The sequence below is a fragment of the Chromobacterium haemolyticum DSM 19808 genome, assembly GCF_000711885.1.
Lineage (GTDB): Bacteria > Pseudomonadota > Gammaproteobacteria > Burkholderiales > Chromobacteriaceae > Chromobacterium > Chromobacterium haemolyticum.
The window spans coordinates 255,035-267,748 of sequence record NZ_JONK01000004.1 but is presented as its reverse complement, the minus strand read 5'-3'; the positions used below and the strand labels follow the sequence as shown (position 1 = coordinate 267,748).

Genomic DNA, 12,714 nt, shown 5'->3' with positions numbered 1-12,714 from the left:
GAAAGCCGCCAGGCTGTCGATGTTGCGGCCACGCCGGCCGCAGGCGCTTAATCCGCCAGATGCTGGAACAGCGGCGTGGACAAATAGCGCTCGCCGAAAGAAGGAATCACCACCACGATCAGCTTGCCGGCGTTTTCCGGACGCTTGGCCAGTTCCAGCGCCGCCCACACCGCCGCGCCGGAGGAAATGCCCACCAGCAGGCCCTCGCGCGCCGCCACCGCGCGCGCAGTTTCCATCGAATCCTCATTTTTCACCCGGATGATTTCATCGTAAATGCCGGTGTTGAGGATGGCCGGCACAAAACCGGCGCCGATGCCCTGGATCGGGTGGGGGCCTTTGGGGCCGCCGGACAGCACCGGAGACGCGTCCGGCTCCACCGCTACGATGCGCACGCCGGGCTTGCGCGCCTTCAGCACTTCGCCCACGCCGGTGATGGTGCCGCCGGTGCCGACGCCGGCGACGAAGATGTCGACCTTGCCGTCGGTGTCCTTCCATACTTCTTCGGCAGTGGTGTTGCGGTGGATGGCCGGGTTGGCCGGGTTCTCAAACTGCTGCGGCATGAAGTAGCTGTCCGGATTCTGTTCCACCAGTTCGCGCGCCTTGGCGATGGCGCCGCCCATGCCGTCGGGTCCAGGGGTCAGAATCAACTCGGCGCCGTAGGCGCGCAGCAGTTGACGACGTTCCCGACTCATGGTTTCCGGCATGGTGATCACCAACTTATAGCCGCGCGCGGCGCAGACCATGGCCAGGCCGATGCCGGTATTGCCGGAGGTGGGTTCGACGATGGTAGTGTCCGGGCCGATCTTGCCGGCCTGCTCGGCAGCGTCGATCATCGCCACCGCGATGCGGTCCTTGACGCTGTGAGCCGGGTTGAAGAACTCCAGTTTGGCCACCACGGTAGCGCCGCAGCCTTCGGTCACCCGGTTAAGCCGCACTAGCGGGGTGTTGCCGATCAAATCCGTCACAGCATTGGCAATTCGCATCTTTATTCTCCACAAACTGTTTTGAAGAAAACCATATTACCCAGCATCATAAACAAGCTGAGCAACGAACCAAAATATTGTTTGCTTATAATCGACAAACTTGGCAGTCTCAGCCGGCCCCGCGCGCGCCGCGGTCCGGCAGCTACACTGAAACCATTGCCCACCACCCGCAGACCGAGGCCCACTCCCCGCTTATGCCAACACAGGAAACCCTGATCCCCCTCACCGGCTGGCGCCGCAAGCTCTACATCATCATTTACGAGGCAGACACCCGGCCGGGCCGCATCTTCGACCTGGCGCTGATCGTCGCCATCCTGCTGTCGGTGCTGACGGTGATCTTGGAGAGCGTGCAAAGCATACAAGCCGCTTGGGGGCCCCAACTCAAGATTCTAGACTGGTGTTTCACCATTCTGTTCACTATCGAATACGCATTGCGGCTGATCTGCATCCACAAGCCGATGCGCTATGTGAAAAGCTTCTTCGGCGTCATCGATCTGCTTTCGGTGCTGCCGCTGTATCTTGGGCTGCTCATCCCGGAAAGCCGCTTCCTGGCCGATATCCGCATCCTTCGCCTGCTTCGCATGTTCCGCATTCTCAAGCTGACCCGCTACATCGGCGAGGCCAGCGAGCTGAAACGGGCAATGCTGGCCAGCCGCCGCAAGATCACGGTGTTTCTGGTCACCGTGGTCTTGCTGGTGGTGATTCTGGGCACGATGATGTTCGTGATAGAAGGCCCGGAGCACGGCTACACCAGCATCCCGGTCAGCATTTACTGGGCCATCGTCACCCTGACCACGGTGGGCTTCGGCGACATCACGCCCAAGACGCCGCTGGGCCAGGCGCTGGCCAGCGTGGTCATGATTACCGGCTACGGCATCATCGCGGTGCCCACCGGCATCGTCACCGCGGAAATCGCGCGCGGCAGCGGCGCCAAGGCCAAGACCGTGGAAGCCGTGTCCGGCACTCGGCTGTGCCCTCATTGCTTCACCGAGGGCCACGACTGGGACGCCCGCTTCTGCAAGCACTGCGGCGGCCAGTTGCCGCGCCCGTCCAAGGGCGAGGTCAGCTAGCCTAGCCGGCCAGCAAGCGCCGATAGCGATCGGCCATCGCGTCGTCAAAGGCCACCAGCAGCACGCGCCGCAGCGTATGCGGCTCCTGCGCCAGCCACTGACGGACGGTGCCAACCGCGATATCGCTGGCCTCCGTTGCCGGGTAGCCGTAAACGCCGCAACTGATCGCAGGGAAGGCAATGCTGGCCAGCCCGTGCCGCGCCGCCAGCGCCAGACTGTTGCGGTAGCAGGCGGCCAGCAACTCCGCCTCTCCTTGAGCGCCGCCCTGCCAGATCGGCCCCACCGTATGAATCACATGCCGCGCCGGCAGCTGGTAGCCGGCAGTCAGCTTGGCCTCGCCGACGCGGCAGCCGTTCAAGGTCCGGCATTCCGCCAGCAGTTCCGGCCCAGCTGCGCGGTGGATGGCCCCGTCCACCCCGCCGCCGCCCAACAAGCTGGCGTTGGCGGCATTGACAATGGCGTCCAGCGCCAGCGTGGTGATGTCTCCCTGCCATGCCGTCAATTCGGTCTTCGCTTCCATCGTTTCCCCTCCTCCGTCCATGCCGCCATTATCCGCCCGCGGTCGGCCGCGGGCGCAAAAAAAGCCGGCTTTTGCCGGCTTTTTCACACTCCGCCTCAGGCAGGATTGTTCAACAGCGAATTCCGCCGCGAATACCCAAAATACACCACCAAGCCTATCAACAACCAAGCCATGAAACACAGCCAGGTCAGCAGCGACAGCTGAGTCATCAGAAAGCCGCAGCACAGAATGGCCAGCGCCGGGATGTAAGGCACGCCCGGGCAAACGAATTTGCGCGGCAGATTGGGTTCGCGCTTGCGCAGCACGATCACGGACAAGGCGATCAGGGTAAAGGCAGCCAAGGTGCCGATGTTCACCAGTTCCGCCAGAGTGTGCAGCGGCACGAAGCCCGCCAGCAGCGCGATGATGGTGCCGATCAGCCAGGTGGCCTTGTACGGCGTGCCGTACTTGGGGTTCACTTCGGAAAAGATTTTGGGCAGCAGGCCGTCGCGCGACATGGCGAACAGGATTCGAGTCTGACCATAGGTCATCACCAGGATCACCGTCATCATGCCGAGGATGGCGCCCAGATCGACGAAGCCGGCGAACCAGTCCAACTTGGCCACTTGCAAGGCCAGGGACACGGGATGATCAACGCCGGCGAACTGCATATAAGGCACGATGCCGGTCATGATGGCCGCCACCACCACGTAGAGCAGGGAACACACCCCCAACGACCAGATCACCCCGCGCGGGATATCCTTGGCCGGGTTCTTCACTTCCTCGGCGGCGCAGGTCACCGCGTCGAAGCCGATGAAGCTGAAGAATACAATGGCGGCGCCGTGGAACACGCCGGAAAAGCCGAAGGGCAGCGCCGGCTGCCAGTTCACCGGTTTGACGTGCCACACGCCGATACCGATGAACAGCAACACCACGCCCACCTTGATCAGCACCACCACATTGTTGACGCGCTTGGACTCCTTGATGCCGAAGGCCAGCAAAGCGGTGATCACCATCGCCACGCAAAAGGCCGGCAGATTGAACAGCGTCTGCTTGCCTGGCAGCGAGCCTGCGGCGGCGGTCAAGTATTCAGGCAAGGTCACGCCGAAGCCGGACAGCAGGCTCTGGAAATAGCCGGACCAGCCCACCGACACCGCCGACGAAGCCAGCAGGTATTCCAACAACAAATCCCAGCCTATGATCCAGGCGATCATCTCGCCCAGCGTCGCGTAAGCGTAGGTGTAAGTGGAGCCGGAAACCGGCAGCATGGAGGCGAACTCGGCGTAGCACAAGGCGGCGAAGCCGCAGGCGAAAGCGCTGATCACGAAGGAAAGCACCAGTCCGGGGCCGGCCACAGTGGCGCCGGTGCCGGTCAGCACAAAGATGCCGGTGCCGATGATGGCCCCGATGCCGAGCATGGTAAGGTCGAAAGCGGAAAGCTCCTTGCGAAGCCCACGCGAGGTCTGAGCGGTAGCCAGCATTCCCTGGACGCTCTTTTTGCGCATCAAACTCATTTGTTTCACTGTCCCGTAACGGCCGTCCGGTACAACGACAAAGCGCCCGCTGTCCCGGCGGGCGCTTCATACTCGGATGGGGCCTGTATGATCTGTTGTGTCCTCTCCCCTGCTGTCCTGTCCGCCGTCGGCTTAAAACGGCACGACAAAATCCTGATGCGGCGTTGCGTCGACTAGCCGTACTCTGTGTACGGTCTTCGTCGACGCGCCTTGCCTTAAGAAGCTGTTCAAAATCCAGCGAGCAAGGGCGAGACAAGGCGAAAATGGCTAAGAACGCGGAATGTACACAAGTACATAAGCATTTCTAAGCTGATTTCGACGCTGTATCGCCAACGCACAGCAGATATTGAACCGGTTCTCAGACGCTACGCTGATTTTGTTCGCCGTTCTTGACTAGCCGCCGATCCACGCAGTTCATGCCGGGGAAGAATGCGATAGTACCGCAGGGCCTGAGGCCGGCAATACGGGAAACCCCATATAGCACGCCATTGGCAAACCCTGCACGTCATCATAGCGCAAAACAAATCATGGCAATGGCATCAAATCTATCAATTTGCGCGCCGCGTTCTCCAATTGCTGGCGCCCGTTGTCCCCATCGCCCAACTCCTGCTGGCCCTGCCACAACACCGCGCCGTCCGCGCTGTTGACCACTTCCAGCGCCAACGTGCGCACTGTTCTCACCTGATAGTCCGGCGACCAGTACATGCCGCCGCCGTAGCGCCAATCTCGCCAGCCTCCGGCATACCAACCGTCCGCCGGCCAATACACCTGGCGCTGCTGGCTTTGCTTGAAACACAGCTTCCATTGAGGCCGCGTCTCATCCACTGCCGCGCCCTTCAAAGCCAGCCGATCCAGCAGCCATTCGCGCATGTCCACGCCGGCGCCGGCCGACGGCAGGCAGCTAAGCCCCACCGTGCCCGCGCCGGCCCAGGCCGGAGCGGCGGCCAGCGCCGCCAGGAGCGCCACCATCGCTGTTTTCATCTTCATCGCCTCAATTCCAATAAGCCGCGTCAGCATACACTGACCGCAGATAGTCGACGAAGTGCCGCACACGCGCCGGCAGCAAGCGCCGCTGCGGCACCACCGCGCATACCGGATAGTCCGGCGCGGAGAACTCGTCCAGCACCGTCACCAAGCGGCCATCGGATAGATCGTCCTTCACTTCCCACAGCGAACGCCAGGCCAAACCCAAACCCTGCAACGCCCAGTCGTGCAGCACCGCGCCGTCGTTGCACTCCAGCCGGCCGGACACGCGCAGGTTCACCGCCTCGCCCTCGCGACGAAACGCCCAGCCGCGGCTCTGACTCTCCCCCAGCGACAGACAGTTGTGCTCGGCCAGGTCTTCCAGCCGGAGCGGCAAACCGTGACGCGCCAGATAGGCCGGGGCCGCCACCACCACGCGACGGTTCTCCGCCAGCCGGATCGCCACCAGCGAGGAATCCGCCAGGTCTGAAATGCGGATCGCGCAGTCGATGCGGTCGCGCTGCAGGTCCACCAAGCGGTCAGACAGATCCAGCGTCACCTTCACGTCCGGGTGAAGTTGCTGAAAGCCCGCGATGTGCGGCGCCACGTGCTTGCGGCCGAAACCGGCCGGCGCCGAAACCCGCAAATGGCCTCGCGCGCGGCCGCTGCCGGAAGCCACCGCCGCCTCCGCGTCTTCAAGATCGGCGAGGATGCGCTGACAGTCTTCGAAAAAGGCCGCCCCCTCCTGAGTCAAGGCCAGGCTGCGCGTGCTGCGGGTCAGCAGCTTGACGCCCAGCCGATTCTCCAGCGCGTCGATGCGCCGGCCAATGATGGCCGGCACCACCCCCTCCTGGCGCGCGGCGGCCGACAAGCTGCCCTGCGACACCACGGCGACGAAGGTCTCCATTTGTTTCAACATTCAGGCCGCCCCACGATTAGCTAACAAAAAGTAAAAGATGATATGTCTATATATGCATTTTTTTTTATGCTTTGCCTAGCTAGACTAGCCAGGTCCCGTTTCATTGTCCCAGGTCCGAACGCGGGCGCCTCCCGCCCCGGCCAACACTGCAAAGGAGTCCCAACATGGCAGCCACGCTTCCTCAGGGGATCGAAATCCTCGCAACGCTCACCCCGGCCTACGCCGACATCCTCAGCCACGACGCGCTGGCCTTCGTCGCCAAGCTGCACCGCCGCTTCGAACCTCGCCGCCGTGAACTGATGGCCGCCCGCGCCGCGCGCCAAGCCGAGCTGGACGCGGGCAAGCTGCCGGACTTCCTGCCGGAAACCGCCGCCGTACGCGCCGGCGACTGGAAGATCGCGCCGCTGCCGGACGATTTGCTGGATCGCCGCGTGGAAATCACCGGCCCGGTAGACCGCAAGATGATGATCAACGCGCTCAATTCCGGCGCCAAGAGCTTCATGGCGGATTTCGAGGACTCCAACTGCCCCAGCTGGGACAACCAGATCAACGGCCAGATCAATGTCCGCGACGCCTACCGCAAGACCATCTCCTTCTCCAACCCCGACGGCAAGCAGTACCGGCTCAACGCCGATACCGCCACCCTGCTGCTGCGTCCGCGCGGCTGGCACCTGATGGAAAAACACGTCAAGGTGGACGGCGACATCGTCTCCGGCGCGCTGTTCGACTTCGCCTTGTCCTTCTTCCACAACATCGTATTCTTACGCAGCTTGGGCAGCTCCACTTATTACTACCTGCCCAAGATGGAAAGCCATCTGGAAGCGCGGCTGTGGAACGACGTGTTCGTATTCGCCCAACAGGAGCTGTCCATCCCGCAGGGCACGATCAAGGCCACGGTACTGATCGAAACCATACTCGCCGCTTTCGAAATGGACGAAATTCTGTACGAACTGCGCGAGCACAGCGCCGGCCTCAACGCCGGCCGCTGGGACTATATTTTCAGTTGCATCAAGAAATTCCGTCAGAATCGCGACTTCTGTCTGGCCAACCGCGCACAGATCACCATGACCGTGCCCTTTATGCGCGCCTACGCGCTGCTGCTGCTGAAGACTTGCCACCGCCGCGCGGCGCCGGCGATAGGCGGCATGGCGGCGCTGATCCCGATCAAGAACGATCCGGCGGCCAATGAGAAGGCGCTGGCCGGCGTCCGGGCGGACAAGGAGCGCGACGCCGCCGACGGTTACGACGGCGGATGGGTGGCCCACCCCGGCCTGGTCCCCATCGCCGCCGAGGCCTTCGGCAAAGTGCTGGGCAACGCGCCCAACCAGATCGCCAAACAACGGCCGGACGTTCAGGTCGGCGCCGCCGAACTGCTGGACTTCCGCCCGGAAGCGCCGATCACCGAAGCCGGACTGGCGATGAACATCAATGTGGGCATCCAGTACCTGGGCGCCTGGATTTCCGGCAACGGCTGCGTTCCCATCCATAACCTGATGGAAGACGCCGCCACCGCGGAGATCTCCCGCTCTCAGATCTGGCAATGGATACGCAGCCCCAAGGGCGTGCTGGACGACGGCCGCAAAGTAACAGCCGAGTTGTTCCACCAGTTGCACGCGGCGGAAGTGGCCAAGCTCAAGGCCGAGTACGGCGCGCGCTGGACCCGCCAGTACGACGATGCCGCCGCGATGTTCTACCTGCTGACCACCTCTGACGATTTTGTCGAGTTCCTGACGCTGCCTGGATACGAATACCTGGCCTGACAGGACAAATGGATCCCGACGGCGTGAATGTCGGGATTTGTCAGCCTGGCTGCGTAGCTTTGCGGATTGAAGCTCATGGACAACGGCCCTATCATGGGCCGCTTGTCATAATTCACCTTGCAAAGCGCGCCCGCCAGTCATCTGTTCAAGCTCTGGCCACCGCTCGCGAGACAAGACGCCGCGCCCGCCGCGCGAGGTTTCACGACGCACAGCAGACTTTGAACAGACCCCACATGCAAAGCATCCTCGACTTCCAGGCCACCGTGCTCAGCACCACCGGCTACGGCCTGGCGCTGACCGCCATTATTACGATGTTCTGGCTGCGCAACCGCGGTGAGCGGGCCTTCCTGTATTTCTGCGCGGCCGGCGCCAGCGTCAGCCTGGGCGGCATGTTCAGCCTGCTGCCCATCGGCCTGCCGCCATGGCCGCAGCTGGTATTCAACAATCTGCTGTGGATGCTGTTTCATCCCCTCGCGCTCTGCGGTATCCGCCATCTGAACGGCAAGAGTCCGCGCATCTGGCAAAGCCTGTTGCTGGTTGCCGCCGGCATGGCCGCCTATCTTCACGCCGGCCCGGCCGGTATGGGACAGCGCACCATCGCGATCTGCCTAGTCTATCTGGTCGCCTGGCTGCTGGCCGCCCGCGAACTGTGGCCTGGACACTCCCGCATCGCCGGCGCCGGCCGCAAAATGGCGCTGGCGGTCTGCCTGCTTTATGCCTTGCTGGCGCTGGCGCGCATCGTGCACGCCATCTGGGCCGGCAACGTTTACAACGCCGACTCCATGAGCTTTTCCATGCTCAGCTCTCTAGGCATGCACTGGCTTAGTTTCAGCTTCATCTTGTGCGCGCTGTACATCTGCTACGAACGCGCGCTGGAACGGACCCAGCACCAGGCCAGTCACGACGGCCTGACCAATCTGCTCAACCAGCGCGGCTTCCGCGAACTGGCCGAGGCCGCCTGCCGCCGCGCCTGGCGCGAGCGCAAGCCGCTGGCCCTGCTGCTCTTGGACGTCGATCACTTCAAAAGCATCAATGACCGCCACGGCCACCAATGCGGCGATCTGGTGCTGCAACAACTGGCCGCCTGTCTGCGCGCCCAAGCGCGCGCCGGCGACATAGTGGGCCGTTACGGCGGCGAGGAATTCGTGATGCTGCTGCCGCGCACCGGCTTGCAAGACGCTCACGCGGCAGCCCAACGCCTCATGCGAGCGGTGGCCGATCTGCGGCCGCAACCTGCCTCAGCCGCCCCGCCCTTGCGCATCAGCGTCAGCATTGGCGTGGCCAGCACCAGCCAGCAGCCCTATGATGGCCTGTCCAGCCTGTTCCGCGCCGCGGACAGCCAGCTCTATCGGGCCAAACGTAACGGCCGCAACCGGATAGAACTGGCCGAAGGACAGTATGCCGTCGGAAACTTTTCTCGGGCATGATGGGCCTACACACTGCGAATCGGACTTTTCCGATCAAGACAACAATGTCATGGGAATCGACACATGAACAAACAGACTCTCTTGCTTGCCAGCTTAGGAACCCTGCTCGCCGTCAGCGCCGCCCCGGCCCAGGCCGACGCCACCCAGCTTAATCTGTCCGCCAGCGCCCAGCGTGAAGTGCCCAACGACCAGATCAGCGCCACCTTCTACCAGCAGTTGAGCAACGCTCAGCCTGCGGTGTTGGCCGACCGCCTGAACAAGGCCGCCGCCCAGGGCATCGCTCTGGGCAGAACCTATACCAAAGTGCAGTTGTCCAGCGGCGGCTACAACACCTGGCCCAATTACGACAAAAACGGCAAGATCCAGGGCTGGCAAGGCCGGGTGGAAATCCAGCTGAAAAGCCGCGATTTCGCCCAGGCCGCCGAACTGATGGCCAAACTGCAACAGAACCTATTGCTGCAAGGGCTGCAGTTCAGCGTATCCGACCAGGCGCGCAAGGAAGCGGAACAGAGCATGCTGCCGGAAGCCATCGCCAATCTGGAAGCCCAAGCCAAGATCGCCGCCAAGGCTATCGGAAAAAATGTCAGCAATATCAAGGAATTGGATATTGGAAGCCAGTCGCCCATCTTTCGTCCGCCTATGATGATGAAGGCCGCCGGCATGGCCGCCAACGCGGAAGTGGCGCAACCGGACCTGCAGCCAGGACAATCTCAACTGCAACTGCAAGTCAGCGGCAAGGTGGAGTTGAAGTAAGCCTTCCAGCCGCCACGGCATTGCGCTAAAGTAGTCGCTCGCCGGGCCTTATCCGTCCGGCGAGCACTTCGCCTGCCATCATCCAGAACGACCCGAAACATGAAACTGATCGCCTCGTTGACCAGCCCCTACGCCCGCAAGGTGCGCATCGTGCTGGCCGAAAAGAAAATAGACTGCCCGCTGGAGGAAGACGTGCCATGGAACGCGGACACCCGCGTTGGCGACTACAATCCTCTGGGCAAGGTGCCGGTTCTGGAACTGGATGACGGCTCGACGCTCTACGACTCGCGCGTCATCGCCGAGTATCTGGATAACATCTCGCCGGTATCGCGCATTCTTCCCCAGGAAAACCGCCTGCTGATCGCCACTCGGCGCTGGGAAGCGCTGGCCGACGGCATCGTCGACGCCGCGGTGGCCATCGTGCTGGAAAAACGCCGCCCGGACGACAAGCAGATGCCGGAAGCTATCGCCCGCCAACGCGGCAAGATAGACCGCGGCCTGGCCGCGCTCGCCGCCGATCTGGCCGACCGCCAGTGGTGCAACGGCGTGGGCTACAGCCTGGCCGACATCGCCGTCGGCACCTGCCTGGGCTATCTGGACTTCCGCTTCCCGGAAATAGACTGGCGCGACAGCCACCCCAATCTGGCCAGCCTGCTGGAGCGGCTGATGACGCGGCCGTCCTTCGCCGATACGCTGCCTCCGTCCGTTTGAATCGCGCCGCCGTCCGTTTGAATCGCGCCGCCGTCAAAAAAAACCGGGCGCAAGCCCGGTTTTTTCATGCCGCCGCGCAATGCAGCGGATCATAAACTGGTTCTCAGCCCGGCCGCGGCGCCAGCATGATGATGGCCATCCCGAACAAGGCAACCGCCGCGCCAGCCATGTCCCAGGCGCTGGGCCGGATGCCGTCCACCAGCCACAGCCACAACAGCGCCACCGCCACGTAGACGCCGCCGTAGGCGGCATAAACCCGGCCCGCCGCCGCCGGATGCAGGCTGAGCAGCCAGACGAACAGCATCAAGGCCAGCGCCGCCGGCAATAACAACCACCACGGCCCCTCTTTGCGCAGCCACAGCCAGGGCAAGTAACAACCGACGATTTCCGCCACGGCGGTCAGGCCGAACAACAACAACAATTTCAAAGCGTTCAACATGGGGTCTCGCTGCGCGCCGGCATCAGATCAGGCCGGCGGCGATATTAATCATCAAGGCCAACACCGTGGCGTTGAAAAAGAAGGACAGCACGCAATGCAGCGTGCCCACCTTGCGCATGGCGCTGGTGGTGTAGCTAACATCTGCGGTCTGCCCGGATGTGCCGATAATGCAGGCGAAATAGAGGAAGTCGCCGTAATCCGGCTCTTCCTTGCCGGGAAACTCCAGGCCAGGAGCCAGGCCGCGCGCGTGAGCGTTGTAATAAGCGCGCGCGTAATGCAGCGCGAACATCACGTGGATGAAGGCCCAGGAGGAAAAAATGGTCAGGATGGCCAGCGCGACGTGGCCGGCGCGCGGCCAGCCGTGCAGGTCCTTGACGACCGCCAGTTCCAGCACGATGGCGGCCAGGCTGGCCATCGCCGCCAGCACGGCCAGCGTCATCACCAACGTCTGCCCCTCGTCCTCCAGCCTGGCCCAATGACGAATATGCTGGCGACCCTCGCTGAACATCATCCAGGCCACTAGCGCCAAGTAGAGCAGCACGCCGATGTTCCACGCCACGATGTAGCGGGTGATGTCCTGCAACGGCAATAGCCACGGCAGCGTCTGCAAAGCCAGCAGGCCGACGGCGGCGGCCCCCACCAGTCGTGGACGGGCCAGCAGCATGCGGGTCGGGGCAAAACGACGGGCGGCGCGTAACAGGGCGGACATAGCGGCTAAGCTCCCCTTGAAGGAATGGACCAGCGCCCAGTGTACCTGTCCGGGCGCTGGCGGCAAGCCCTCGCCGCTTAAGCCGGCAACTTGCTGAAACGCCGGGTGAACAGACGGCGGAAGGTCTCAAACTCGCCCGGGGCCAGCGCCAGCCGACATTGCCTGCCGTTGCGAGTCTCGGTCAGCGTCTCCTCGGTCAGTACCCGGCTGCCTTCGGCGGTCAGCAAGGCCATTAGCCGGGTCTTGTTGAACGGCGAGCGCGGGTCTTCGGCGATGCGGCGCTGGATCTCGCTCAGCGCGCCGCAATCGGCAATCTCATCGTCCAGGTCAAAACCGTAGGCGATGCGCCAGCCCTCGCCCTCACCCGGCGGCCGCCGTTCCAGTTGCGCGAAGCCGGCGCCGGCCGGCCAGACCACCCGGTAGTCGCCGTTGGCGGAGCGCGCCACTTCGCCGCACAGCGGCACCATGCGCAGCGGTTGCTTCAGGCCGTAGCCGCAATCGAGCAAATAGCCCTGACCTTGGTGCCACAACAGAATGGCGACATGGGTGCCGCCCAGCGGCAGCCAGTCCTGGCTGTTCTCGTCGAAGATCGTGGCGCGGATCAGGCTGGCTTCCAGGCCGTTGCGGCGCAGGAACAGATAGAGCAAGGGGTTGAGCTCGTAACACAGGCCCCCTTCGTCGCGTAGCGCGATTTTTTCAAGCAAGCCCCGCTCGCTGATCGGTTCGGGACCGCCCTGAAACAGGCTCAGATTTTCAAACGGCAGACTCAATGCCGTCTCGCGCAACAAGGCGTCAATGTCTTCGAAGGCCAGTGGCCGCTGCGCATCCCAGCCGATGCGGGCCCGAAATAGAGCGTTGATGTCCGGCATAGTCCCTCCCGTCTAGCTTCAGACAGGCAATCTAACAGCCGCCGGGCGGGATCGACAGATCAATTATCCGGGCGAGACATTCAAAAAATTTGATGGAC

General features: G+C 63.0%; 13 protein-coding genes. 5 read left to right on the top strand and 8 right to left on the bottom strand.

Annotation, left to right across the window (positions count from 1 at the left end):
• Positions 1-47: 47 nt before the first annotated feature.
• On the bottom strand, positions 48-983 hold the full coding sequence (gene cysK, locus BR71_RS03335) for a cysteine synthase A (protein WP_043632551.1): 936 nt from the start codon (positions 981-983) through the stop codon (positions 48-50).
• 194 nt (positions 984-1,177) lie between these two features.
• Here cysK and BR71_RS03330 point away from each other — a divergent pair, with 194 nt between their 5' ends.
• Positions 1,178-2,053: an ion transporter gene (locus tag BR71_RS03330; protein ID WP_019104230.1), complete on the top strand. Its 876-nt coding sequence runs from the start codon at positions 1,178-1,180 to the stop codon at positions 2,051-2,053.
• A 1-nt stretch (position 2,054) separates the two neighbouring features.
• Here BR71_RS03330 and BR71_RS03325 read toward each other — a convergent pair whose 3' ends face one another.
• The 4 genes from BR71_RS03325 to BR71_RS03310 all read right to left on the bottom strand — a co-directional run bounded on the left by BR71_RS03325 (position 2,055) and on the right by BR71_RS03310 (position 5,948).
• The gene (locus tag BR71_RS03325) at positions 2,055-2,573 is read right to left on the bottom strand and encodes an O-acetyl-ADP-ribose deacetylase (protein ID WP_043632547.1); all 519 of its coding nucleotides are present in this window, start codon (positions 2,571-2,573) and stop codon (positions 2,055-2,057) included.
• Between the two features lie 95 nt (positions 2,574-2,668).
• Complete coding sequence (gene bcaP, locus BR71_RS03320; protein ID WP_482764005.1) at positions 2,669-4,057, bottom strand: branched-chain amino acid transporter BcaP; 1,389 nt, start codon at positions 4,055-4,057, stop codon at positions 2,669-2,671.
• A 534-nt stretch (positions 4,058-4,591) separates the two neighbouring features.
• Positions 4,592-5,053, bottom strand: coding sequence for a DUF4136 domain-containing protein (locus BR71_RS03315; protein ID WP_143330137.1), 462 nt, complete (start codon positions 5,051-5,053; stop codon positions 4,592-4,594).
• Between the two features lie 4 nt (positions 5,054-5,057).
• A complete protein-coding gene (locus BR71_RS03310) occupies positions 5,058-5,948 on the bottom strand; it encodes a LysR family transcriptional regulator (RefSeq protein ID WP_043632538.1) in 891 nt (296 codons plus the stop codon).
• 164 nt (positions 5,949-6,112) lie between these two features.
• Between BR71_RS03310 and aceB the strand changes: the two genes are divergently transcribed.
• The 4 genes from aceB to BR71_RS03290 all read left to right on the top strand — a co-directional run bounded on the left by aceB (position 6,113) and on the right by BR71_RS03290 (position 10,599).
• A complete protein-coding gene (aceB, locus tag BR71_RS03305) occupies positions 6,113-7,708 on the top strand; it encodes a malate synthase A (RefSeq protein WP_043632535.1) in 1,596 nt (531 codons plus the stop codon).
• 233 nt (positions 7,709-7,941) lie between these two features.
• A complete protein-coding gene (locus tag BR71_RS22710; RefSeq protein WP_052370294.1) occupies positions 7,942-9,135 on the top strand; it encodes a GGDEF domain-containing protein in 1,194 nt (397 codons plus the stop codon).
• A 63-nt stretch (positions 9,136-9,198) separates the two neighbouring features.
• A complete protein-coding gene (locus tag BR71_RS03295; RefSeq protein WP_043632532.1) occupies positions 9,199-9,888 on the top strand; it encodes an SIMPL domain-containing protein in 690 nt (229 codons plus the stop codon).
• 99 nt (positions 9,889-9,987) lie between these two features.
• Positions 9,988-10,599, top strand: a complete 612-nt coding sequence (locus BR71_RS03290) for a glutathione S-transferase (RefSeq protein WP_043632529.1) — start codon at positions 9,988-9,990, stop codon at positions 10,597-10,599.
• 103 nt (positions 10,600-10,702) lie between these two features.
• Here BR71_RS03290 and BR71_RS03285 read toward each other — a convergent pair whose 3' ends face one another.
• The 3 genes from BR71_RS03285 to BR71_RS03275 form a co-directional block, all read right to left on the bottom strand.
• Complete coding sequence (locus tag BR71_RS03285) at positions 10,703-11,038, bottom strand: YnfA family protein (protein ID WP_043632526.1); 336 nt, start codon at positions 11,036-11,038, stop codon at positions 10,703-10,705.
• A gap of 22 nt (positions 11,039-11,060) precedes the next feature.
• Positions 11,061-11,747: a DUF1345 domain-containing protein gene (locus BR71_RS03280; RefSeq protein ID WP_043632523.1), complete on the bottom strand. Its 687-nt coding sequence runs from the start codon at positions 11,745-11,747 to the stop codon at positions 11,061-11,063.
• A gap of 77 nt (positions 11,748-11,824) precedes the next feature.
• Complete coding sequence (locus BR71_RS03275) at positions 11,825-12,616, bottom strand: arylamine N-acetyltransferase family protein (protein ID WP_043632520.1); 792 nt, start codon at positions 12,614-12,616, stop codon at positions 11,825-11,827.
• Positions 12,617-12,714: the final 98 nt, after the last annotated feature.